Origin of the sequence: Acetobacter sp. P5B1, from assembly GCF_018811985.1 — a bacterium.
Lineage (GTDB): Bacteria > Pseudomonadota > Alphaproteobacteria > Acetobacterales > Acetobacteraceae > Acetobacter > Acetobacter cerevisiae.
The window spans coordinates 168501-192295 of the sequence record NZ_JACRVS010000001.1 but is presented as its reverse complement, the minus strand read 5'-3'; the positions used below and the strand labels follow the sequence as shown (position 1 = coordinate 192295).

The 23795-nt window shown below is 62.2% G+C and carries 22 protein-coding genes and 1 tRNA gene; 9 read left to right on the top strand and 14 right to left on the bottom strand.

All coding sequences use genetic code 11. The annotated features are described in order from the left end of the window. Window positions 1-92: 92 nt before the first annotated feature. A tRNA-Tyr gene (locus KP703_RS00850) sits at window positions 93-178 on the bottom strand. A gap of 165 nt (window positions 179-343) precedes the next feature. Here KP703_RS00850 and panB point away from each other — a divergent pair. Further along, the gene (gene panB / locus KP703_RS00845) at window positions 344-1165 is read left to right on the top strand and encodes a 3-methyl-2-oxobutanoate hydroxymethyltransferase (RefSeq protein ID WP_062140796.1); all 822 of its coding nucleotides are present in this window, start codon (window positions 344-346) and stop codon (window positions 1163-1165) included. 252 nt (window positions 1166-1417) lie between these two features. On the opposite strand, the gene KP703_RS00840 is transcribed toward panB, so the two are convergent. Then, window positions 1418-2509, bottom strand: a complete 1092-nt coding sequence (locus KP703_RS00840) for an NADH:flavin oxidoreductase/NADH oxidase (RefSeq protein WP_215753500.1) — start codon at window positions 2507-2509, stop codon at window positions 1418-1420. Window positions 2510-2604: 95 nt separating this feature from the next. Between KP703_RS00840 and KP703_RS00835 the strand changes: the two genes are divergently transcribed. Continuing rightward, window positions 2605-2934 (top strand): helix-turn-helix transcriptional regulator, encoded by a 330-nt coding sequence (locus KP703_RS00835; RefSeq protein ID WP_215753499.1) that lies wholly within the window; start codon window positions 2605-2607, stop codon window positions 2932-2934. 115 nt (window positions 2935-3049) lie between these two features. Here the strand turns inward: KP703_RS00835 and KP703_RS00830 are convergent, their stop codons facing one another. The 6 genes from KP703_RS00830 to argH all read right to left on the bottom strand — a co-directional run bounded on the left by KP703_RS00830 (window position 3050) and on the right by argH (window position 10884). Then, window positions 3050-3790: a trypsin-like serine protease gene (locus KP703_RS00830; RefSeq protein ID WP_252353724.1), complete on the bottom strand. Its 741-nt coding sequence runs from the start codon at window positions 3788-3790 to the stop codon at window positions 3050-3052. A 106-nt stretch (window positions 3791-3896) separates the two neighbouring features. Then, a complete protein-coding gene (galE, locus tag KP703_RS00825; RefSeq protein ID WP_062250719.1) occupies window positions 3897-4883 on the bottom strand; it encodes a UDP-glucose 4-epimerase GalE in 987 nt (328 codons plus the stop codon). Between the two features lie 91 nt (window positions 4884-4974). Beyond that, window positions 4975-7809: a DUF4175 domain-containing protein gene (locus KP703_RS00820; RefSeq protein WP_215753497.1), complete on the bottom strand. Its 2835-nt coding sequence runs from the start codon at window positions 7807-7809 to the stop codon at window positions 4975-4977. After that, on the bottom strand, window positions 7806-9149 hold the full coding sequence (lysA, locus tag KP703_RS00815; RefSeq protein ID WP_215753496.1) for a diaminopimelate decarboxylase: 1344 nt from the start codon (window positions 9147-9149) through the stop codon (window positions 7806-7808). Before lysA ends, KP703_RS00820 begins: the two co-directional genes overlap by 4 nt. Before the next feature lie 134 nt (window positions 9150-9283). Then, window positions 9284-9427 carry a hypothetical protein gene (locus KP703_RS00810; RefSeq protein WP_167375208.1) on the bottom strand — a complete coding sequence of 48 codons (144 nt, stop codon included), beginning with the start codon at window positions 9425-9427 and terminating at the stop codon, window positions 9284-9286. Window positions 9428-9429: 2 nt separating this feature from the next. After that, complete coding sequence (gene argH, locus KP703_RS00805; protein WP_062270883.1) at window positions 9430-10884, bottom strand: argininosuccinate lyase; 1455 nt, start codon at window positions 10882-10884, stop codon at window positions 9430-9432. Window positions 10885-11131: 247 nt separating this feature from the next. Between argH and KP703_RS00800 the strand changes: the two genes are divergently transcribed. The 6 genes from KP703_RS00800 to KP703_RS00775 all read left to right on the top strand — a co-directional run bounded on the left by KP703_RS00800 (window position 11132) and on the right by KP703_RS00775 (window position 15494). Further along, window positions 11132-11455: a hypothetical protein gene (locus tag KP703_RS00800; RefSeq protein WP_215753495.1), complete on the top strand. Its 324-nt coding sequence runs from the start codon at window positions 11132-11134 to the stop codon at window positions 11453-11455. Window positions 11456-11549: 94 nt separating this feature from the next. Next, window positions 11550-12407, top strand: coding sequence for an N-formylglutamate amidohydrolase (locus KP703_RS00795; protein WP_215753494.1), 858 nt, complete (start codon window positions 11550-11552; stop codon window positions 12405-12407). Between the two features lie 246 nt (window positions 12408-12653). Next, entirely contained in the window at window positions 12654-13529 is an 876-nt protein-coding gene (locus KP703_RS00790) for a shikimate dehydrogenase (protein WP_215753493.1), read from the top strand. A gap of 51 nt (window positions 13530-13580) precedes the next feature. Beyond that, complete coding sequence (gene coaE, locus KP703_RS00785) at window positions 13581-14168, top strand: dephospho-CoA kinase (protein WP_215753492.1); 588 nt, start codon at window positions 13581-13583, stop codon at window positions 14166-14168. Further along, window positions 14165-14842, top strand: a complete 678-nt coding sequence (gene dnaQ / locus KP703_RS00780) for a DNA polymerase III subunit epsilon (RefSeq protein WP_062250689.1) — start codon at window positions 14165-14167, stop codon at window positions 14840-14842. The genes coaE and dnaQ overlap by 4 nt, the downstream gene beginning before the upstream one ends. Window positions 14843-14987: 145 nt before the next feature. Further along, window positions 14988-15494 carry a hypothetical protein gene (locus KP703_RS00775; protein ID WP_231866209.1) on the top strand — a complete coding sequence of 169 codons (507 nt, stop codon included), beginning with the start codon at window positions 14988-14990 and terminating at the stop codon, window positions 15492-15494. Between the two features lie 98 nt (window positions 15495-15592). Here KP703_RS00775 and KP703_RS00770 read toward each other — a convergent pair whose 3' ends face one another. From KP703_RS00770 to purM, 6 genes are all read right to left on the bottom strand, one after another. Then, window positions 15593-16705: a glycosyltransferase family 4 protein gene (locus KP703_RS00770; RefSeq protein ID WP_215753491.1), complete on the bottom strand. Its 1113-nt coding sequence runs from the start codon at window positions 16703-16705 to the stop codon at window positions 15593-15595. 8 nt (window positions 16706-16713) lie between these two features. Continuing rightward, window positions 16714-18903 carry a heparinase II/III family protein gene (locus KP703_RS00765; protein WP_215753490.1) on the bottom strand — a complete coding sequence of 730 codons (2190 nt, stop codon included), beginning with the start codon at window positions 18901-18903 and terminating at the stop codon, window positions 16714-16716. A gap of 93 nt (window positions 18904-18996) precedes the next feature. Then, window positions 18997-19668, bottom strand: a complete 672-nt coding sequence (rpe, locus tag KP703_RS00760) for a ribulose-phosphate 3-epimerase (RefSeq protein ID WP_215753489.1) — start codon at window positions 19666-19668, stop codon at window positions 18997-18999. A 63-nt stretch (window positions 19669-19731) separates the two neighbouring features. Continuing rightward, window positions 19732-21060 (bottom strand): RsmB/NOP family class I SAM-dependent RNA methyltransferase, encoded by a 1329-nt coding sequence (locus tag KP703_RS00755; RefSeq protein ID WP_215753488.1) that lies wholly within the window; start codon window positions 21058-21060, stop codon window positions 19732-19734. 75 nt (window positions 21061-21135) lie between these two features. After that, window positions 21136-21762 (bottom strand): phosphoribosylglycinamide formyltransferase, encoded by a 627-nt coding sequence (gene purN, locus KP703_RS00750; RefSeq protein ID WP_215753487.1) that lies wholly within the window; start codon window positions 21760-21762, stop codon window positions 21136-21138. Beyond that, the gene (purM, locus tag KP703_RS00745) at window positions 21759-22841 is read right to left on the bottom strand and encodes a phosphoribosylformylglycinamidine cyclo-ligase (RefSeq protein ID WP_215753486.1); all 1083 of its coding nucleotides are present in this window, start codon (window positions 22839-22841) and stop codon (window positions 21759-21761) included. The genes purN and purM overlap by 4 nt, the downstream gene beginning before the upstream one ends. A gap of 102 nt (window positions 22842-22943) precedes the next feature. Between purM and KP703_RS00740 the strand changes: the two genes are divergently transcribed. After that, on the top strand, window positions 22944-23711 hold the full coding sequence (locus tag KP703_RS00740; RefSeq protein WP_252353723.1) for a chromosomal replication initiator DnaA: 768 nt from the start codon (window positions 22944-22946) through the stop codon (window positions 23709-23711). Window positions 23712-23795: the final 84 nt, after the last annotated feature.

Below are 23795 nucleotides of genomic sequence, written 5' to 3'. Positions count from 1 at the left end.
GTGCGTAGAGTAGTCAGCGGGCACCAAAAGACTAAATTTAGAAACATCTTAGTTATGATCTAAATATTTATTTATGCTGGAAGAAACAACAATGGTGGAGGAGGTTGGATTCGAACCAACGTAGGCGTACGCCAGCGGATTTACAGTCCGCCCCCTTTAGCCACTCGGGCACTCCTCCGGGGTTGTTGAGGGAGGAATTAGAGGTCAGGCGGCCTGTTGTCAACACTCTGTTTTCATTCTCTTTCCGTATTCAGGAAAAAACTTTGCAGGCGATGGGTGGACAGGGGTGCCATCAGGCGTGAAAGGTGCCGCTCAGCAGCTTTTTTGAGCAGGAGAGACAGTCTTGAGCAAACATGTGACAGCCAGACGGCACACCCCGCGGTCCCTCGCGGCGCTGGACGCCCCCATTGTCGCGCTGACGGCCTACACCACCCCCATGGCCCGCCTGATGGACCCGCATTGTGACCTCCTGCTGGTGGGGGATTCTCTGGGCATGGTGGTCTATGGCATGGACTCCACGCTGGCCGTTACGCCGGAGATGATGATTGCGCACGGGCAGGCCGTGGTGCGCGGCAGCCAGCGTGCGTGTGTGGCGATTGATCTGCCATTTGGCAGCTACCAGCAGAGCCCGCAGCAGGCCTTTGCTGTCTCGGCCGAAATCATGGCGAAAACCGGGGCTGGCTGCGTGAAGCTGGAAGGCGGCGTGGAAATGGCTGAAACTGTCCACTTCCTCACCCAGCGCGGTATTCCGGTCATCGGCCATATCGGCCTCAAGCCGCAGGCTGTGCATACGCACGGCGGTTTCCGCACCGTAGGGCGTGGGAGCGAGGCCGAGCAGGTGATGCAGGACGCAAAAGCGATTGAAGCCGCCGGGGCTTTTTCCATTGTGATTGAAAGCACCATGGAACCGCTGGCGCGTGAGATTTCGGAAACGCTCTCCGTGCCGACAATCGGCATTGGGGCCTCTCCGGCCTGTGGTGGTCAGATTCTGGTCGGGGAAGATATGCTTGGGCTTTTCTCTGATTTCACCCCGCGTTTTGTTAAACGCTTTGCGGCGATTGGCGAGCAGGTGGATAAAGCCGTGGCGGAGTATGCCGAAGCCGTGCGGAACCGCAGTTTTCCGGGGCCGGAGCAGTGCGTTGGGATGCCGAAAAAAGAGTCCTGAAAAACTCTTCTGGAGTAAGGTATTTTACAGAGTGGCTTTAAATGGCTGTTTTGAAAATGCAGGCCAGAGGCATGAAGCCGTATTTTGAGGCCGCCTAATAGGATTTTAAAATAGTCACTGATTATCAGATTGTATCTGAAAGAGCGGGGCATGTGGCTCCGCTCTTTCAGGCTTTTGCAAAGAAATCGTGTCTGCAAGAAAATCCTCTCTGCTTCCCGTGATGGGGACGAACAGAGAGGAGGCTGGCAGGCTTTACTGGTAGCGGTTCAGCCACCAGCCATACGGTGGGGGCAGAACGCCAGCGGGCTGCTTTTTATGCACGGCCCGCGCCGCAGCGTAGGGCCAGTGCGGATCAGCCAGCAGCGGGCGGCCAAGAGCGACGGCGTCCAGCGTGCCGGTGCGGATCAGCGCATCAGCCTGTCGCCCTTCACTGATATACCAGGAGGTGGAAACGGGCAGGCCGGTTTCCTGTTTGATCTGGTGTGCATACGGCGCCATGAACGCCGCACCCCACGGGATCTGGCCGTTTGGGGTGGAGAAGCCGATGCTCACATCCAGAAAATCCAGCCCGGATTCTTTGAGTTTTTTGAGGAGGGCAACGGAATCCCGCAGGTTTTCGTCATCATGGCCGTCAAATTCAATTACGCCAAACCGAATAGTCAGCGGCAGGTTTTCCGGCCAGACTTTCCGCACAGCCTCCAGTGTTTCCACCAGAAAACGCCCCCGGTTTTCAGCTGAGCCGCCATATTGGTCTGTGCGTTTGTTAGCGTCCGGGGAGAAGAAGCTCTGCGCGAGATAGCCGTGCGCAAAATGCAGCATCAGCCACTGGAAGCCTGCATCCCGTGCGCGTTCCACGGCTTTGACAAAGTCTGCTTTCACGCGGGCAATATCGTCCAGCGTCATTTCCGTCGGCGTGCGGGGCAGGTTGGCACCAAACGGAATGGCAGAGGGGCCAATGGGCTGCCAGGCGCGCGGGTCGCCTTCAGGAATGTGGTCATCCCCTTCCCACGGCAGGTTAGCGCTTGCCTTGCGGCCTGCATGCGCAATCTGAATGCCCGGCACAGCGCCAGCCTTGCGAATGGACTCCACAATCGGGGCGAAAGCCGCAGCCTGTTCATCATTCCACAGGCCGAGGCAGCCCGGGGTGATGCGGCCTTCGGGAGAAACGCCCGTGGCTTCCACCACCACCAGACCAGAGCCGCCCCGGGCAAGGCCGGCGTAATGCACATGGTGCCAGTCATTCGGCACACCATCCTGCGCCATATACTGGCACATGGGGGCAACAGTAATACGGTTGCGTAAGGTGACGTCTTTTAAGGTATAGGGGTCAAAGAGAGTTGGCATGGATGAGGCCCTTTTTCAAAATGACGCGGGTGAGTGAATAGTTCGACAATAATCGAACTATTATCGTGCGCAAGGGCAAAGGGCAGGAAAAACGTATGAAGCAGTATGAGCATCCGCCTGCAGAGGCGTTTCAGTTAACGGCCATTCTGCATGCGCTGTCCGACCCGTATCGGCTGTCCATTGTGCAGAAACTCTCGGTTTTGCAGCCGCAACCCTGCGCGCCGTTACAGGGAGACAGACCGAAATCCTCCGTCTCTCACCATTTTAGCGTGCTGCGAAAAGCGGGGCTGGTGCGGACTCTGGTTGTGGGTGTGACTCACATGAACAGCCTGCGGGATGCTGAGCTGGAGGCGCGCTTTCCCGGTTTACTGAAAACGATTCTGGAGGCTGCGGCACGGAGTGCAGAACTGCCTGCGCAGGATTGACGGCGTTACGAATGTCTTGCGCTTTTTGGAAGGGCGCGTGCGGGAGGTTGCTGCAAAGCGCGTTGGTCACCGCACGGTAAGGTGCGGGATGGCGTGTTACGCTAGGAAGAAAACGCTATTGCGGATCTTCCGACGTGCCGCTTCGACTATTTAAGAGCGGCACAGCCTGACCGCCTGCGTGGGCGCTGCTCGCCAGAACCTGCACCCCCAGCACATGCCAGCCAGAGGCGTCCTGATAGAGCAGGGGGGCGCCGCTGCTGCCGTGTGTGCCGGCGCAGTCATGGGAGAACAGAGGATTGCCGCTCCTGTCGTGCGTCAGGCCGGTCATATGGCAATGCAGATCCGCCGTGATGACGTCCGGCATGTTCTGCTCGTAGCCTCCCAGCACAACCGCCATGCCGGGTTTAATGTCGTCGGGTGTGGTGCTGACGTGAAAGGCCTCATCCGGGCGCGCAACCGGGTGGTCCAGCACCAGTGTGGCATGGTCCAGCCCAGCGCTCAGGCTTTCTTTGTTGGGCGCATAACCGGGGGGCACAATAAAGCGGACAACGCGCGCATGGGCCGTGAATTTATCGCCACTATAGGCGCGCAGAAAATGCACGCTGCTGGGCTGAACAAAACGTTGAGGCTGCGTGAGCCAGAGGCAATGGGCTGCTGTTTCTACCAGCACAGGGCTGATCAGAAAGCCGGTGCAGCGGGAACCGAGTTCCGTCTGCACGCGGCCAATGGCAGACCACGGGGCCTGTGTGGTGGAGACGCGCTGCCGAGGGTCCGCAAAGGGCGTGACCCCGGCCAGATGGGTGCGGTAATCTGGGCCTTCTGCATAAGCAGGGAGAGTGGGTAACAGCAGAGACATGGCTGCCCCGGCTGTTACAAATGCGGCGAGCTCACACCTCGCGGGCAAAGCCCTGCGTAATGTCTGCAAACAGACGTAAAGCAGGGCCAAGGGAAAGTGTTTCGGCTTAGTCTGCATAACCCTGCGGGTGGTCTTTGCGCCATGCAAAGGCGGTTTCCACAATACGGTCGATATCCGTGAATTCCGGAGCCCAGCCGGTGGCGGCCATCAGGCGTTTGGGGCTGGCCACCAGACACGGCGGGTCACCGGGGCGGCGGTCACCTGCCTGCCAGGGCACTTCAAGCCCGGTCACGCGGGCGACGCTTTCAATAATTTCACGGTTGGAATTGCCGCGCCCGGTACCAACGTTAAACGTCACGCTCTTCTCGTTCAGCAGGGGCAGAACGGCCAGATGCGCGCGGGCCAGATCCGTGACATGCACATAGTCACGGATGCAGGTGCCGTCTGGCGTGGGGTAATCCTGCCCGAACAGGGTCAGAGCCGCGCGGCGTTTGAGGGCGGCATCAATCACCAGCGGGATCAGATGCGTTTCCGGGCGATGGTCTTCCCCGGCGCGGCCAGCAGGATCAGCACCGGCGGCGTTGAAGTAGCGCAGGCACGCGCTCTTCAGGCCATGGATACGGTCGGCCCAGTACAGGGCGCGTTCCACCATGTATTTGCTCTCACCATACGGGGAGCCGGGGTCAACAGGGGTGTCTTCGCTGATCGGTTCATCCCCGGCAGAGCCGAACAGAGCCGCCGTGGAGGAAAACACAAACCGTTTGATGCCGTGGCGCACGCAGGCATCAATCAGCCCGAAGCCGATGCCCGCATTGGCGGACATATAGAGCATCGGGTCCTGCATGCTCTCACCCACCAGAGAGAGGGCGGCAAAATGCAGCACACCATCCCACGGACCATCGGCCAGCACACGGTTCAGGCACTCCAGATCCGCCAGATCCCCATGAATGAACGTTGCCGCATCCGGCACGGCAGAGCGATGGCCCGTGCGCAGGCTGTCGAACACCACAACGTCATGCCCATCATCCAGAAGGGCAAGAACAACGTGGCTGCCAACATATCCGGCGCCACCAGTAACTAGAAAACGAGCCATGAAAGCCGATACTCATATCCATTAAAAGATGGCTGAGACCCTAGGGCTTTTGAGCGACCGGAAGCAAGGCCGAGGCGGCCCTTTTCTGGCTTCAGAAGGGTTTGAGCAGGCGGTCCAGATAGTCCAGTTCCTGCTGGGGGCGGGTGCGGTCGGAATCGCGGCGGCGCAGTTCCTGCTCAATCTCACGCGCGCGCTGGCGGGCGACGTTATCGGGGATATGCGTACCGTCGTCCGGGGCCTGATCCCCGCCTTCACCCATGCGACGGCCCAGCGGGTCACGCTTGTCTTTGCCGTTCTCCTGACCGTCGCTGTCATCCGCGTCATCAGAGGGCGAGGCTCCCCCATCGCCTTCGTCTGCGCTACCCTGACCTTGCGACCCTTCACCCTGTCCACCGGGCTGGCCGCCACTATTGCCGCCAAAAGCGGGCAGGAAGCTCGGGGTCGCGTTCTGGCCGTTGCCTTTCATGCTGTCCTGCATCTGCTGGCGGCTTTTGCGGAGGGCTTCCAGCACTTTTTCTTCCGCAGTGGCGGCGGCGGCATCATCTCCGTCGGCCAATGCCTTGCGGGCATCGTGCATGCTTTTCTGTGCGTCTGAGAAGGCCGCGGGCGTTTTGCCGGTCAGTTCCTTGAATTCGTCTTTCAGCTCATCCAATGCCCGGTCCAGCGCGTGCTGAGTGGCGCGCTCTGTGCGGCGTGCAGCGGCCTGCGCTTCGGCTTTGGCCGGGTCCAGAGCGGGTTGCTGCGCATCGCCTGAAGAGGCGTCTGGATGCTGAGGGGCTGCGTGCGGCGAGGGGGCATTCTGGTCAGTGCCCGGGGGCACGGGGAGACCCAGCTTACGCAGCAGTTCGGAGGTGGACATCGCGCCGTAATCTTCGTCGCCGTCTTCGTCCTGATCCATGTCGTTCTGCTGGCGGGACTGAGCGCGGAGTGTTTCATCCAGACGCGACTGTGCGTGGTCCAGCAGGGATGTTTCCTTGCCTGTCAGGTCCCGCAAGGCGGCGCCCTGTTCACGCGCTTTCTGCTGCGCCACCATCTGCTGCGCCATGGCTGCCATATCCTGCGGGGTGGCGTTGCGCATGCGCTCGGTGGCGTCTTCCATTTGTTGCAGCCGTTGCAGAGCATCGGCAGAATGGCCGTTGGCGGCATCACGCTGCAACTGCTGCATCAGGCGGGAAAAGGCCTTGTCCCCGGCTTTGGAAAAACCGGGCAGATCCGGAATGGCCGTATGTTCCCGCATGGCCTGCGCTGCGAGAGCCTGCATCTTGCGGGCAATGGCGTCTTTCAGGGTTTTCAGCCGGGCTTCCAGTTCCTCCCGCGCCTGCGGGGATTGCTGGCCGTCTTCCCGCATGTGCTGCAACTGCTGGGCCACGGCAGCCTGAGCGGCGCGTACCTCAATGGAGGCCTGAGCGCTGGCATCATCGCCTTTGCGGCGGTCTTCAATATCCAGCGCCAGATCCCACAACAGATTCGTCGTGCTGGTGCGGGCGGTTTCCGTATCCACTTCCTTGTCGTCCAGCATGGCGACGAGGCTGGTGAGGGTCAGGAACATGCCCGTGTGGTCATTAATCGGGCCGGGGGTTTCGCCAAGTGCGGCGAGGTCTGTTGCGGTCTCACTCCGGCTTTCGCGCCCCAGAGCAAAGCGTTTGCGCAGGTCCAGCACCGCGCGGGCCACGGGGGAGTGGAACACACGCGCGCCCAGCCGGAAGGTGGTGGGTTTGCTCTGGCCCTCATGCCCGCTGACGGCAGTGGCCACCACGTTGCCGGTTACTTCCTCGCCCGCCCATGGGTCTTCTGAGGGGTCCGGCGTGCTGATACCCTTGGCTGATTTGGGATGACCGCTGAGAGGCAGAGGCACTGTGAGCGTGCGGGACGGCCCGCGCCCCGGATGAACCAGATGTAGCTGCACAGAGAGCGAGGCCAGCCCGTAGGCGTGAGCGGCTTCATACGGCAGGCGGGTGCGCCAGTCTGTTTTGCCTGCGCCCGGGTTTGGGCCCCATGCAGCGGTCGGGGCCGCATCGGGAAGAACCGTGACCGGCCAGCGGGCCAGCGTGCGGCCTCGTCCCGCGACGCGCACAAGGCCGCTGTGGCGCAGGGTGACTTCAATTTTCCAGCTCTGACGGTCCAGCGTCTGACGCGCTTCATCCTGCATGACCAGCCCGCCTGCGCTGCGCAGAACCGGGTGGGAGGACAGGCCCGTGACAATAACGGTCAGCCGCGCGCCTTCCGGGACGGAAGGAGCGGGAGCATTAGAGTTGAGGAAAACCGGGGCTTCCGGTGCGTAAGCCGGAGGCGTGATCCACGCTTCCACATGCGCCATCGGCACGTCCGGATCATCCCGGCCGGGGATGAACGCGGCGAGAAGACGACCGGGCGCGGACGACCCCGCCATAACCCCGGTGCCAACGAAAGCCGCCAGCAGAGCCGCCCCAATCCAGCGGCGCGCCGGACTGGCAGGCAGCAAACGTGGCCATCCGGCGCGTAACGTGCCCAGAGAGGCCAGAACGCGCTGCTGATGTGCCTGCCACAACGGCTGCGGCCGGCCTTTGCGGGCACCGGCGGGCTGATCTGTCAGGGTGGCAAGCGGACGGTTGTGGAGGCCGGAGGCGCGTTCAATCCGGCGGTCAATGGCGTCCGCGGTGGGGGCCTTCAGGCGGGAGAGGTCATTATGCAGCCGCCATCCGCACAGGCTGAGCCATCCGGCAACAGCCACAAGCCGCAGCCCGTCCGGCAGATGTTGCGGCAGGCGTAAAAGCCCCGCTACGCCATACACGCCAAGGAGCGCCAGCGTGGGCTGAAGAGCGGGCCAGAGCTGTTCGGTATGCAGCACAAAGGCCGCGTGCTGGCGGACGGTCGCCAGCCGGGCCGCCAGAGAACCTCCGTCCGCAGTGGAGGAGGCCAGATCCTGTTTCAGATCCGCCGTCTTCATGCGGTTCCGGCAAGGTGGGAGGGCACGCTTTCATCCTGCCACAGGGCTTCAAGCGGCTGGCGAGGGCGGATGACGTGCCATGAACCCTTGTCTACCAGCACTTCCGCTGCCAGCGGGCGGCTGTTGTAGGTGGAGCTCATGACAGCGCCGTAAGCCCCGGTGTCCAGAATGGCGACGCGTGCGCCGCGCTGCATGGGGGGAAGGGCGCGGTCCCGCGCGAAGGTATCCCCACTTTCACACACCGGGCCAACCACATGGGCCGGGGCAGCGGGCAGGGCGGCGTCATGCGGGCTGAGGGGAACAATGCCATGCCAGGCATCATACATGCTGGGGCGCAGCAGGTCATTCATGGCGGCATCCAGCACAAGGAACGGGGCTTCATCACCACGCGCCTTGTTCAGAATAATGGTGCTGAGCAGCAGGCCGGACGGGCCAACGGGCCAGCGCCCCGGCTCAATGGCCAGACGGACATTCAGGCCGCCGAGTTCCGCCCTGATGGCCCCGGCCAGTGCTTCCGGCTGGCCTTCCGGCTCGTTGCGATAGGAAATGCCAAGGCCGCCGCCGCAATCCATGACTTCAACCGTCTGACCCGCAGCGCGCACGGTCTGCACCAGTTCGGCAATGCGGGCATAGGCTGCCCGATAAGGCGCAACGGAGGTGATCTGGCTGCCTATGTGGGTGGAGAACCCGACTGCGCGAATGCCCGGCAGGCTGGCAGCTCGGGCGTAAAGGGCTGCGGCGTCATCATACGGAATGCCAAACTTGTTGGCGGCCAGACCGGTGGTGATTTTGGCGTGGGTTTTAGCGTCCACGTCCGGGTTTACGCGCAGGGTGATGGTAGCGTCTTTGCCGAGTTTGCGGGCAATGCCGGAAATAATGTCCAGCTCTTCCGCACTTTCCACATTAATCTGCCCAATGCCCAGACCGATGGCATGCTCCAGCTCGGCATCACTTTTACCCACGCCGGAAAACACGATGTGGCTGGCCGGGATGCCGGCTTTAAGCGCGCGGGCCAGTTCGCCACCACTGACGATATCTGCACCAAAGCCTTCTTCACGCAGGAGAGAGAGAACGGCCAGATGGTCATTGGCTTTCACGGCGTAATGGATGGAGGCGTTCAGCCCGGCATCCTGCATGGCCTGCCGCATCCGGTGCATGCGTGCGCGCAGGGTGTCACCGCTCAGCACCCAGCAGGGGGTGCCGACTTTATCCGCAATGGCGTTAAGCGCCACGCTATCCAGCATCAGGCCGCAGAGCGGGTCCATCTCCAGAAACGGACGGCTGGCCAGCAGCTCCGCAACGGATGGGTCCGGGTCATGAAACGTCACATCATCGGCCATGGGGCGCGTAAGCCTTGAAAATAAAATGCTCCGGCACCCATGGGGCAGGGCGGCTTCTGCCGGACCCGGAGCGTGTTTGTTCTGTTATACCGCCAGCCTGACAGATTGCCAGTCATCATGCCAGTGCAGCCAGCTTAGTCGGCGGGCGGATAGCCCTGCGGATAAATGATTTTATCCTGCGGTCCCGGCGCATGGGGAGAGCCTTTTTTGCCGCAGCCGCTCAGCGGCAGGGCCAGCACGACCAGCGCCAGAAAACTGACAATCAGACGGATCTTCATGCTCACGCCCCTTTGTGTTCAGCCACAGGTTCAGCATCCAGTGCGGCCAGCCATTTGCGGGCTTCACGCTGCACATTGCTGCCGGCGGTGCCTCCTTCACTGGTGCGGGAGGCAATGGAGGCTTCAACCGTCAGTACGGAATAAATATCATCCGTAATGCCGGGTTCTTCCGCCTGCATCTCTGCCAGAGACAGATCGGCCAGATCGACGCCTTTTTCTTCCGCTTTGGCGACCAGACGACCCGTGACGTGATGCGCGGTGCGGAACGGCACCTTGAGCACCCGCACCAGCCAGTCGGCAATGTCGGTCGCGGTGGAAAAGCCGGAGCCAGCCAGCGCACGCATTTGGGCGGTATTGGCCGTCATATCCCGCACCATGCCGTCACAGGCAGCGAGGGAGAGGGCGGCGGCATCGGTGGCAGCAAAAACCGGCTCTTTATCTTCCTGCATATCCTTGGCGTAGGCCAGCGGCAGGCCCTTCATGACCGTCAGCAGGCTGACAAGGCTGCCGGTAATGCGGCCGGTTTTGGCCCGCACCAGTTCAGCAGCATCCGGGTTGCGCTTTTGCGGCATGATGGACGAGCCAGTGGTGAACGCATCGGACAGCCGGATGAAGGAGAACGGTGAGGAACACCAGATCACAATCTCTTCCGCCAGACGGGAGAGATGCATGGCCATGATGGACAGGGCTGAGAGATATTCCAGCGCGAAGTCCCGGTCGGACACGGAATCGAGTGAGTTGGCCGTTGGGCGGTCAAAGCCCAGCGTGCGGGCCGTCATCTTCCGGTCGATGGGGAAGGATGTGCCAGCCAGCGCAGCGGAGCCGAGCGGGCATTCATTCAGGCGTTTGCGCGTGTCTGCCAGACGGCCACGGTCACGGGCCAGCATTTCCACATAGGCCATCAGGTGGTGGCCGAACGTTACGGGCTGCGCGGTTTGCAGGTGGGTAAAGCCGGGCATGGGGTCTGAGGCATGCTCTTCCGCCCGGCGGGCGAGGGCGCGCATCAGGGAGGCCACTTGCTGGTCCAGCCCGTCCAGCGCGTCACGCGTCCAGAGGCGGAAGTCAGTCGCAACCTGATCGTTCCGGGAGCGGGCGGTGTGCAGGCGTTTGCCGGGCTCGCCAATCCGTTCGGACAGGCGTGCTTCGATATTCATGTGAATATCTTCCAGCGCTTCGGAAAATTCAAAGCGGCCGGCTTCAATATCCTTGCCGATGGCTGTCAGGCCCTCGCGGATGGCGGCTTCATCTTCAGCAGAGATAATGCCGGTATGGGCCAGCATGGCAGCATGGGCCAGAGACCCTGCAATATCCTGCTTCCACATGGCTTTATCAAACCCGATCGAGGCGTTGATGGCCTGCATGATCTGGGAAGGGCCACCGGCAAACCGGCCGCCCCACTGCATGTTGGCGTCTGCTTTGGCCCCGGAGGCCGTGGTGTCCGTGCTGCTCAGAGACATGTCATGCCCCAACCCGTATCCTTAAAAGTGTCTGTGTGCTGCATCCGGCGGGGGTGGCCCACGGGCGCAGCGTGCAAAGCGTGCACCCTACTGATGCGCGCGCCGTGGCGCAAACCGTGAGGATACGCCATGATGCCGTTATCACCTGTTGTGAGGGCGGGGCTGCCCTGCTACGCGGCATGGGTTTTCGTAACGCGGGATCATCCCTATCTTGCGCAGGCAAGAGGAACAGGATTCCAAGGAGTTCATGACTATGAGTGCAACGAACAAACTTACGACCTACGCTGTGATTGATCCCGGCCCGAATGTGCTGCTGGAAGTCATGAAGGCCGCAAGCCCGATTGAAGCCGTGAAGAAAATCGAAGAGAAAATGCGCGGGCCTGAGTATGTGGCAGCCCGTTCCTACGATCTGGGTGGCGAAGAATCGCTGGACGGGTCCGACCCGGTCTATCTGGTGTATGACCTGACGGACGCGGAACTGGATGATGAAGGTCTGACGGGTGAAGATGCCGGTCTGGTGCGCGCTCAGGCTGATGAAGCGGGCGTGGTTGTCTCTTCCGCCAAAGGCTGAGGCATGAGGACTTCTGGCAAAACGCCGGAGTGCTGAGCAGGAGGCCGCCCGGTTTTGTCCGTGGTGGCCTTTTTGCGTATTGGAAGGATGCAGGATGACGGACAGCACCGCAGAAACAGCTTCAAGTTTTGCCGTCTATGGCACCGATCAGGGCGGCCCCTTTGTTCTGGTAAGTGACCATGCAGGCCGCGCCGTGCCGCCCGCGCTGGGGGATCTGGGCGTGAGTGCGGAAGAGCGCGCGCGCCATATCGGTTGGGATATCGGGATTGATGGCGTGGGCCGTCAGTTGGCCGCTCTGCTGCCTGCGGTGCTGATTGAGCAGGTTTATTCCCGGCTGGTGATTGATTGCAACCGCGCCCCCGGTCACCCGACCTCCATTGTCAGCGTGAGCGACGGCACGGCGGTGCCTGCCAATGCGGGGCTGACGCCAGAGCAGATTGCCGACCGGCATGAGACCATTCTGCATCCCTACCACGGCCGCATTACGCAGGAACTGGATGCCCGTCTGAAAGCCGGTCGCCCGACGGCGGTTGTGGCGCTGCACAGCTTCACGCCTGAAATGCGGGGCTTCAAACGGCCCTGGCATGCCGGCATTCTGCATAATCATGATTCGCGTCTGGCACACATCATGCTCGACCTGCTGCGGCAGGATGGTCTGACGGTGGGGGACAATGAGCCTTATGCGCTGACCGATACGTCCGACTACACCATCCCGCTGCATGGCGAAAAACGACAGCTCCCGCATCTGGAAATTGAAATCCGGCAGGATCTGATTGCCGATGAAGCAGGCCAGAAAGACTGGGCTGAGCGTCTGGCGCGCCTGCTGCCGGAGGCATGGGCGCAATTCTGCAAAGTCTATGGGGCCAGTCAGATCACGGAAGCGCTCACCGCGCAGGATAACCAGCAATCCGCTCCGGCATCTGCAAAGCAGGCGGGTCAGGCCAGCCGGTAGTCTGGCAGGTAAGCGTGTGTCTTGGCTGAGTATAAGGCGGGAGAGAGTGGGACTGAATCGGAGAGGTATGCAGGTTGCATGCGTGCGATTCAGAACTGTTCCGGGCGCTTTAATGTGTCGCCTTTGCGTTCGTGCGTGTTGCCCTTAATGTTTGATAAAGCCATTTTTTGAAACAGGAGCTCCCTTTCGCCGTCTGTGCGGAGAGGGCTTGCTCCCGTTTTCCCGTCTGAAACGCCAGAGAACAGCATGACCAAAACGCCCGATTCTGTTTCCTCCAAACCTCAGATCATCACCGGCAAGGCACGTCTGGCCGGGGTGCTGGGCTGGCCGGTTTCTCACTCCCGTTCTCCCGCGCTGCATAATTACTGGCTGCGACGTTACGGGATTGATGGCGCGTATGTGCCGCTGCCCGTGAAGCCGGAACAGTTTGAAGCTGCCGTGCGCGGTTTGCAGGCCGCCGGGTTCCGGGGCGCAAATGTCACCATTCCGCACAAGGAAGCTGCCTGCGCGCTGGCGGATGAGCTGGACCCGTCCGCTCAGCGGGCCGGAGCGGTCAATACGCTGGTGTTTGAAGAGGATGGCCGGATTCGGGGACTCTCAACCGATGGCGGAGGCTTTGTGGCCAGCATGGACGCCAGCGGCATCAGTCTTCCGGCGTCTGGCCGGGCGTTGCTGCTGGGGGCCGGAGGCGCTGCGCGGTCAGTCGCGGCGGCGTTGCAGGACCGGGGGCTGCATGTAGCCGTGACCAACCGCACGCAGGCACGGGCTGACAGCCTTGCTGCTGTTTTGCCGGGGCTGGAGGTTGTGCCGTGGGAGACGTGGGAAGCCGGGCTGGGCGGGTATGACCTGCTGGTGAACACCACCTCACTGGGCATGGAAGGCGGTCCGGACCCGATGTTCCGTCCGTCTCTGAAAGCGGCCTCTCATAAACTGGTTGTGGCGGACATTGTTTACGTGCCGCGCCTGACCCCACTGCTGGCTGAGGCAGAACAGCACGGCCTGAAAACGCTGGGAGGGCTGGGCATGTTGCTGCATCAGGCGCGCCTCGGTTTCCGCGAATGGTTCGGGCAGGACCCGGTCGTGGATGCGGAAACAGAAGCAACTGTGACTGCCAGCTTGTAATGCGCTGACGGGGGGAGCGCGGCGCGCATCAGGCAAACAGAAAGGTCTGAGATGAAGGTTGTGGGGCTGACAGGTGGGATGGGCATGGGCAAAAGCACCGTGGCCAGCATGTTCCGGCAGGCGGGCGTTCCGGTGTTTGATGCCGATGCCACCGTGCGCCAGCTTCAGGCCGATCATGGTCCGGCCCTTGGGCCGATTGCGGAACTGGTGCCGCAGGCGGTGGTGAATGGGCATCTTGACAGAGCCGTTCTCCGGCGGGCCGTGGCGGAAACGCCGGGTCTGCTGCGGCAGCTTGAGGCCATTCTTCACCCGATGGTGCGGGCGGCCCGACAGGATTTTCTCAGCCGCCACCGTCGGCAAGGCGCGCGCTGCGTGCTGCTGGATATTCCGCTGTTGTTTGAAACCGGCAGCCAGCGGGCCTGTGACCATGTCCTGCTGGTGTCCGCTCCGCCCCGTTTGCAGGCTGAGCGCGTGGCGCGGCGGCGTGGGTTGCCAAAATCTGAGGCCCGGCGGCTGATGGCCCGGCAAATGCCCGATGCCAGAAAGAGACGGCTGGCGGATACGGTGATAGAGACTGGTGTGGCTCTGGGCGCAACGCAGCGGCAGGTTCGATCTCTGATTAAGGCACTAAAGGCATGAAACGCTCCATTCTGTTCGATACGGAAACCACAGGGCTGGACCCGGCCACCGGGGACAGGGTGATTGAAATTGCGGCCCTTGAGCTGGTGGGTGACCTGCCAACTGGCAAGAGCTACCGCGTGTTGATTGACCCGGAGCGGGACGTGCCGGAAGAGGCCTCCCGCGTGCATGGCTTTACGGCAGCGGATCTTCAGGGGAAGCCGAAATTTGCTGAGGTTGTAGACGAATTTCTCAGCTTTATTGGCGATGACCAGCTGATTGCCCACAATGCCCGCTTTGACTTTGGCTTTCTGAATGCGGAACTGAAACGGGCGGGGCGTAAGCCGCTGGATCTGGGCCGCATGGTGGATACGCTGGATATGGCGCGCGAGCGCTTCCCCGGTATGCCCAACAGTCTGGATGCGCTGTGCCGCCGTTTTGGTATCGATCTGTCTGCCCGAACCACGCATAACGCCCTGCTGGACTGCAAGCTTCTGGCCGATGTGTATGTGGAGCTGATGGGGGGACGCCAGCACGGGCTCGGGCTGGTGGCAGACGGCACCAACGGCCATGCCGTGATGTATGAGGGGCCGGTGAATCGTCGGGTTGTGCGGGTTGTGCCCACGCAGGAAGAACTGGCGGCGCACCGCGCTTTTGTGGAAGAACTCAAGGAACCTGTGTGGACTGCTGAATAGAGGCAGCATATCTTTTTAAAAAGGTTACTGTCTTTATGGTCTTGCCGTGTTTCTTCTTTCCGTAAAACATGGCAAGACGAAAAGGCGCTGCATCTGGATCCCCCGGACTTTGGCGGCCGCCATCCTGACAGCAAGGAGCCTGTTGATGCGCTCTGCATCCCTTCACATTGCGACTGCCCTGGCCTTGTGTGGTACATGGTCTTTGACCGCCTGTGCCCAGACGACGCTTGGGCCTGTAACGGGTGAAGTCTCGTTTCACACCAGTTCAGCCGATCTGGGTGTGGGCTATACGTGGGGCCATGGGGTTCTGACTTACGGCGGGCGGACCTATCCGTTCTCCGTCAAGGGCGCTTCCGCCGCAGCAATCGGCTATTCATCCGGTGATAGTGTGGGCAAGGTTTATAATCTTCAGCGGATTGAAGATTTTGCCGGTACGTTCTGGGCGCTCTCCGGTGAAGCGACCGTGGGGCGTGGCGTCAGCGGCCAGCTGATGGAAAATGACAACGGCGTGCGGATTCGTCTGGACTACACGCGGGGTGGGGCACGAATTGCCGCTTCTCCGTCTCGTCTGACCATCCGTTTGCTCAAAACGCCGGAGCAGTCTTCCGGTGAGCATACAGGCAACGCAAAGGCCCATTCTGCGGCCAAATAAGTTTTGAGATCTGACGGGGTGAGAGGGACTAAACCTCTCGCCTGCGCCCGTCATTTTGTCTGCTTAGCGCACCAATGTTTTGACGGTCTCTGCGTTGCTCAGCCGCTGGTGAGCAAGCGGACTGTCTTCTGAATAATCTGCTTTTCTTCAAATAGTGCCAGAGCGCGCTGCCGTCCGGCTTGCCCCATGCGGGTGCGCAGGGGCACGTCCTGCACCAGCTGACGCAGGGCCGCAGCGAGCGGTGCGACTGTAGCAGGTGGCACCAGCAGGCCGGTTTCTCCTGAGACAATCTGCTCTCGTGGGCCGCTGATATCGGTGCTCACCACGGGCAGGCCCGTCATCATCGCTTCGATAATGGACATGGGCAGCCCTTCAAAATGGCTGGGCAGTGTGAAGATATCCGCAGCAGCCAGAACCGCAGGCGTATCAGCCCGATACCCCAGACATTTCAGGCGCGAGCCAAGGGTGGCCTGTGCTTCGGCAAAACAGGCGTCGAGTGCGGCACCGTGGTCGGAGGTCAGGCGTTCGCCCACCACCCACAGTTCGGCCTCGGGCACGGTGCGCATGGCGTCCAGCAGTTCCGGATAGCCCTTGTGGCGCACCAGACGAGAGACCACCATGATAACCGGCGTCTCTTCTGCCGTGCCCAGTTCCTGACGGATGCGGGCGCGGGCTGCCGGGTCTGGCCGGAAGCGGGAGCTGTCCCGCCCATTGCCAATGGCGATGGGGTTGCGGGCGATATGTAGCCGTCGGGCATCCTCGGCTTCTTCCTGCGAGACGGTGAGATAAACATCTGTGATGCGCCCGCAGAGAAATTCCAGAACCAGCGCCAGCCCGCGCCGCAGCGCAGACCCCGGTTGATTGAACAGAAAACCGTGGCAGGTATAGGCAATGCGCGGCACGCCACAGAGTTTGGCGGCCGCGCGGGCTAAAATACCGCTGATGGGCATATGGGCATGCACCATGTCCGGCTTTTCCCGCCGGATCAGTCGCACCAGCGCCCAGAACGCCCTGGCCTGTGCCAGAGGGGAAAAAGAGCGGGCAAAGGGCAGCGTTTCCACCCGGAACCCGGCTTGTCGGGGCGGGGCGACCAAAGGGCCATCTGCACAAACCCCGACCACCTCATGCCCCTCTTCCCGCAGGGCGCGCATGAGGGGGAGAAGGAAGTGATTCAGGGAAAAATCGACGTTCGTGATTTCAAGAATTTTCACGCCCGGCCTTACTCAGTCATCAGGGTGAGCGCCCAGCGGACCGGGCGCATGGCCGGGGCGGAGGGGGCAGTTCCGGCAGGTTTGCTGGAGGCAGCGGATTCAGAGGCCTGTGCGGATGTCCCGTGCTCTGTGGGACCTTCCGTCTGCGGTGCATGGTCAGCCGCCGCATCCTGCCCGGCAAAAAGCGCCTCCGCCATGCTCGGCGTTTCCTGCGTGGCGTGTTCGGACTGGCCCGTATGGCTCAGGCCCGTCGTGCTGGCAGCCTGATAGGGCATGCTGTCGGCGGGAGGCGCATCATGCAGCAGCGGGCTGAAGGCGTCTTCTTCGCTGTGTTGCGGGGCTGCGGCGTAAGCCTCACCCTCCTGCACATAACCCTGCATGTCCGTCTGGGCGTAGGCATGGTCTGGGTAGGCGGCTGACGCATCCTGTTCGGCGTAGCCCCCGTTTTCTGGCTGATAGGCCTCGTGCTCAGTTGCCGCATGAGACTGGCCGTAAAAAGCGTTTTGTTCCGTGGTGTTGTCCGTGTGGTCGGCGGAATAAGCGGCATTGTCTTCCGGGTAGGTATCGCCCTGCGCATGGGCTGCGGCGTGGTCTGCACCGTGCGCCTCGGTTTCCAGAGCCTCTTCTTCGCCTTCAGCAGCACGTTCTTCCGGTGGTTCGGGTGCTTCTGGCGGGCAGAGGACAATTTGCAGAGAGTCCACGCGCTCGCCACTGCCCAGATAGACGCTGTCTTCCAGATAAGCGGCCACGTTGGCCTGAAACAGCCAGCTTTCTTCCTGCGTGTAGAGCAGGAAGCCGTGTTCGATTTCTTCTACGGTAATGTCCGGATGCAGATGGAAGCGCACACAGAAATCCCGGCTTTCTGTGCCCTCAAGGGCTTCCGCCCCGCGCAGGGTCTGACCATCTTTGCCCAGATAAAGCTGGCGGGAATACACGCCGCCGCCTTGTGGCTTGTAGCCATCATGCGTCATGTGCAGCCAGTGCGCGCCGTCCTGCGAGGCCTGCGCGCGCGTGACGGTTGGCCGGTGCGTAATGGCCCCGCTCTGGTTGCGCGTAAGGGGGGAGAGTGAGCCCATCTCCAGCACGGAATGCGCCGCAGGGACGCGCAGCGCCTCAGCCCAGCCACGCTGCGTGCTGGACCCGCAATTGACGATAATCCGCTGGCGGCCAGAGGAAAATTCAAAGGAAAGCATGCCCGCATGGGCCGTGCTGTCATAACCCGCCGGGGCGGGGCCGGAGGCATCGGCAAACAGCATGGTGCGGCCGCTCGTCAGGCGGATATACCCGCTTTCCGGCTGGCTGGCGGCGACCACGCGCCCGCGGGAGGCGCGGTTGAGCACCTGCTCGATCAACTGCGGGTCGCGCTCCCGGCTGCCGTTAAAGAGCATCAGCCCGCCATCCCCGTGCCGCATGGCGCGTAGGGCCGGAGCTGCGCGGTCGGCCACTTCCATCAGGCGGGAGGGCAGGGGCAGGCGGGCTGTCTGGAGAATGCTGAGCATTTCCGCCAGTTCCCGCACGGCCTGAAACTGGTCTTCCGGGCAGCGGGTAATGTGGCTGCCATCCGCAAGGAACTGCTGATCAATTTCCTGATCAATCAGTTTGAGATAGCGGGACAGAAATTCCGGATGGTCAGGAATGGCGACAGCAACGGCCAGCAGGCCTTTCAGGGCTGTCAGCGCGCGCCAGCCACGGGCTCCCTCCGGCATCAGCGCCATAATGGAGCGGGCTTCCATAATCAGCGCAGCCATCAGGTTCTGCCGGAAATTGTCATCCGCAGCAGCAGCGAAAAATTCGTAATAGGAGAGCCACGCGGCCAGACGCGCCCCGGTTACGGAAGGGTCAGTAATCGGGCGTTCAGAGGCAGGCTGGCCAATCCATGTGGCGACCATGCTGCGCGCCTTGATGCGGGCAGATTCCGCCCCCAGTTCCCGCAGGTCCCGCAGCCAGGTAAAGCCTTGCAGCCAGCGGCGATAGGCTTCCGGCCAGGCGGGGTTATCCCACTGCAAATGCTGGAGGTTGCGCACAACCCCTTCAAACAGGCTCTGGTTCCGCACCAGACGTTCACCCACCAGAGGGTCCCCCGGCCAGAGGTCTCGCAATGTCAGGGCCGGTGCGGCAGGCACACGGCTAAAACCACCCAGCGGGTTCCGCATGGCAAAGGTCAGACGGGCATCACGGGTCCAGCGGCGCAGGGGCATCAGGCAGGGAGTGCTCCGAAGTGAGAGGGCAGGGAGGACAGAGGATCTGTCAGGAGTGATAAAGCCCTGTGCAAAGGGGCGGAATGATCTGCATCATGCTGTAACGCGAGACCGCAGGGCGTCTATCGCTGCGGCGTAGTCCGGCTGAGCATAAATCGCACTGCCGGCAATCAGCACATCCGCTCCGGCCTCTATCGCCAGAGGGGCGGTTTTCGGGTCAATCCCGCCATCGACGGCCAGACGGATGTCCCGGCCTGTGGTGGTAATCATTTCCCGCAGGCGGCGGATTTTGGGGAGTTGACTGGTCAGAAATTTCTGGCCGCCAAACCCGGGATTGACGCTCATTACCAGAATAACGTCCACCAGATCCAGAATTTCGCTCACCGCTTCTGGCGGCGTCGCCGGGCACAGCACAATGCCGGGTTTGGCCCCAAGCGCACGGATATGCTGGAGCGAGCGGTGGGCATGCGGCCCGGCTTCAATGTGAATAAGGATATGGTCCGCGCCAGCCCTGGCGAAGGCTTCCAGATACGGGTCAGCGGGCTCGATCATCAGATGCACGTCAAACGGCAGCGTGCTGTAAGGCCGCAGGGCTTTGACCACCTGCGGGCCGAAGGAGATGTTGGGCACAAAGTGCCCGTCCATCACGTCCAGATGAATCCAGTCTGCCCCGGCTTTGGCCACGGCCTGCACTTCCTCGCCCAGACGGGCGAAGTCGGCGGCGAGAACACTGGGAGCAATAAGGGGGCGGGTTACAGAGTGCATAACTTTTGTTATCCGCAATCCCGCCGCCCGACGCAACTCTGTTAAAGCGCGTTTGGAAGATTGTTACGCAGGCACGATGAAGCGGGCTGCAAAAAACCCATCCATGCTGCCTTTGTCCAGCCACATACCGGGATGGGTGCGCAGCCAGCCTTCCGGCGTAAGAGCTTCTGGCAGAAAGGAAAGTTCTTCCGGCGTAAAGGGAGAGGGGATCAGCCCCATCTCCTGCGCAGCGCGGGCGCGGGCCGGGCCTTCCTCATCCTGCAGGGAGCAGACGGCGTAAATCAGCCGGCCACCGGGGCGCAGCATGGATTTGGCCGCAGCAAGCAGCCGATCCTGCCCGGCTGTCAGCGCGTTCAGGTCACGCGGGCGTTTGACCCACAGCACATCCGGGTGACGGCGCGCCGTGCCGGTGGCGGAGCAGGGTGCATCCAGCAGAATGGCGTCAAACAGAGCATCCGGTTTCCATGTGGCGGCGTCGTCCTGCACAATCTGCACAGGGTAGGCCAGCCGGGCCATGTTTTCCTGCAGGCGCAACAGGCGGGTTGCGTTTTGCTCCACCGCAGTCACGTCTGCGCCAGTGGCGGCAAGCTGCGCGGTTTTCCCGCCCGGGGCGGCGCACAGATCGGCCACGCGTTCACCCGGCTTGGCGGCCAGCAGGCGCGCCGGGAGGGTTGCAGCGGCGTCCTGCACCCAGAATGCGCCGTTCTCATATCCCGGCAGTTCCGTCACGCGGGTGCCAGCGGGCAGGCGAATGGAGCCGTTGGGCAGTTCCACGCCGCCTTCCGGGGCAGTCGCGCCGGGGCGGAGGGTGATATCCAGCGGGGCTTCATGACTGATCCCCTGCGCAATGGCGCGCGCGGCCCCTTTGCCCAGCGTGTTCCAGGAACTCCACAGCCATGACGGGATATTCAGGCGTGGCTGATCCAGTCCTTCCAGCAGAGCGGGGCCCTTATCGGCCACCTTACGCAGCACGGCATTGGCCAGCCCCGCAAACGGGGCCAGCTTGCGGCGGCGCAGCAAAGAGACCGTGGTGCCAACGGCGGCATGCGGCGGTGTTTCCAGAAACAGCAACTGCGCACAGCCCATCATCAGCGCTACACGTACAGGCTCCGGCGGTTCCTTGCGCAGGAACGGTTCCAGCACGGTGCGCAGCGTGCCCATGTGGCGCAGAGTAGCGGCAGCCAGACGATGTGCTGCCGCACGGTCACGCGGCGGGGCCTCGTGCTCGTTAGCGGAGCGGGACAGGGTGGTTTCCAGCATGCGCCGGTGTTCCACCACGCCGCACAGAATATCAAACGCAACGTCCCGCGTGGGGTCAGCAGGCTGGGGGGCGTTGTTCCGGCGCGCTGCATTGCGTCTGGGGTTACGGGGGCGGCGGGGTTCTGCTGTCATCAGCTCACTATCTGTTCAGGCAATCAGGTCAGGCCATAAAGGCGGGGGAAGTGGCAGGCCAGACCTGCCGGAGCATTACGCCACCAGCAGGGCGGCGTCTGCTGATGTCGGGGCTTGGCTCTTGTTCAGGTAACGGCGCAGCACGTCGGGGTAGAGCTGGTGTTCCTGCCGCAGCACGCGCGCAGCAAGGGCATCAGCCGTATCACCCGGCAGAACCGGAACCGCTGCCTGCCCCAGAATGGGGCCTTCATCCATGCCTTCTGTGACCAGATGCACGGTGCAGCCGTGGATGCGTACGCCGGCTTCCAACGCCCGCTCATGCGTATGCAGGCCGGGGAACACGGGCAGCAGGCTGGGGTGAATATTCAGCATTTTCCCCGCCCACTGGGTGGTGAGGAACGGGGTGAGCAGGCGCATATAACCCGCCAGACAGACGACTGCCGCCCCGGCGCCCCGCAGGGCGGCATCAACGGCGCGTTCATGCGCGTCACGGTCTTTTTTATAGAGGCGGTGGTCGATCGCCACGGTCTCAAGCCCTGCGGCGCGAGCCATGTCCAGCCCCGGTGCGTCTGGTTTGTTGCTCAGCACAAGGCAGATGCGGGCGGGGAAGTCCGGCTGTTTGCACGCTTCAATCAGGGCCGTGGCGTTGCTGCCCCGGCCACTGAGCAGAATGGCGACCGGGGTTTTAGGCGTCTCACTCATGCTGCGTGAAAATCCGGGGACGCAACCATCTTCAGGCCAGCTTTGGCGGCGCGGTCAGCAGCCTTGGCGATATGGCCAATCAGCGTGCCCTCTTCGCCCAGTTCTTTCAGGCGGGCCAGCACTTCGTCCGGTTTGGGGGTGATGAGCACCATGCCCACGCCACAGTTATACACGCGCAGCATTTCTTCATTCGCCACGTCACCCGTGCGGGCCAGCCAGTTGAAGACGGGCGGCACCGGCCATGCGGCGTCAATCACAGCGTCCAGCCCGTCGGGCAGGATGCGGGGCAGATTGCCCGGCAGGCCGCCGCCAGTGATGTGCGCTGCGGCATGCAGCAGGCCAGCGCGATGCAGGTCCAGCACCGTGCGGACGTAAAGTTTTGTCGGGGTCAGCAGGGCTTCACCCAGATTTTTGCCCGGTGCGAAGGCTGCCGGGTCCGTCCAGGCCAGATGGGCATCGGCCACAATGCGGCGCACCAGAGAATAGCCGTTGGAATGCACACCGCTGGAGGGCAGGGCAATCAGCGCATCACCGTCTGCAATGCCAGCGGGCAGCAGGGCGGAGCGTTCTGCCGCACCAACGGAGAAGCCAGCCAGATCATAATGCCCATCGGCATACATGCCGGGCATTTCTGCCGTCTCACCACCGACCAGCGCACAGCCGGACTGTTCACAGCCCTGCGCAATGCCGCGCACAACCTTGGCGGCACTTTCAACAGACAGGCGGCCCGTTGCAAAATAATCAAGGAAGAAGAGCGGTTCCGCGCCCTGCACAATCAGGTCGTTCACGCACATGGCGACCAGATCAATCCCCACAGTTTCATGCAGACCCGTTTCAATGGCCAGCGTGAGCTTGGTGCCGACCCCATCCGTGCAGGAGACCAGCACCGGATCTTTAAAGCCTGCGGCCTTCAGGTCGAACAGCGCACCGAATCCGCCAAGGCCACCCATGGTGCCGGGGCGGTCTGTTGCTTTGGCTGCGGGTTTGATGGCGTCAATCAAAGCTTCTCCGGCTTCAATATCCACACCGGAGTCACGATAGGTGAGGCGGGAAGAGGGAGAACTGGAAGAAGACGTCATGACAGGTGCTCTTGGTCTGAAAGGGGTCGATGTAACGGATCGGGTAGGGTAGGAATCCCTGAGGACAGTCTTTACGGCAGGTGAAGCAACACGCAAAGCGGCATGAAACGGATTACGGAAACAAAAGAGGCCGCACAGCAGCCTGTGGCGGACGGAAAGGAGGGTGGAGTGAGCGGGCAGATTGCTCTGCCGTTCGCGCACCGCCCCCGATTCGGACGCTCAGACTTTGTGGCGGCTCCCTCCAATGCGGCAGCGCGCGGCTGGGTGCTGGATGCAGAAGCAATGTGGCGCTGGCCGGAAGGCCGCATGGCCCTGTGGGGGGAAAGTGGCACCGGCAAGACGCATCTGCTCTCCGTCTGGGCGGCGCGGCATGGTGCGCCCGTTATTGAAGGCCGCCGCCTGAATGAGCAGGATGTGGCCAATCTGTTTCATGAAGGTGGGTTTCGCGCGCTGGCGCTGGATAATGCCGATCAGGTGCGGGAAGAGGCAGACCTTCTGCATCTGATCAATCTGGTGCGGGAGCGGCGGATGGCGCTGCTCATGGCTGGCCGGGCTTCCCCCGCGCGGTGGCGTGTTTCTCTGCCGGATCTGGCGAGCCGCCTGCGGGCCACGGCCTCTGTGCCCATTGGGCAGGCGGAGGAGGAATTGCTGCGGCGGCTGTTCCTGCGTTTGCTGGCGGAACGGCAGATGGTGGTGGCTCAGCCTGTGACGGAATGGCTGCTGCGGCGGCTGCCCCGCAATGCGGGGGCGATTCGGGATATGGCCGCCCGGCTGGATCAGGCCGCCCTGGCGTCTGGTGAAAAAGTGACGCGCGCTCTGGCCGCAGGCGTTCTGGAATCCTTGCTGGAAGACGACGCAGGGGCCTCTTAACGTCTTGCTCTGCGGGCGTGTCTGCGTCACTGTGCGGAACGATTTCGTTATAGTGTAACATTAACCTGAAAGTGGTTTCTGCAT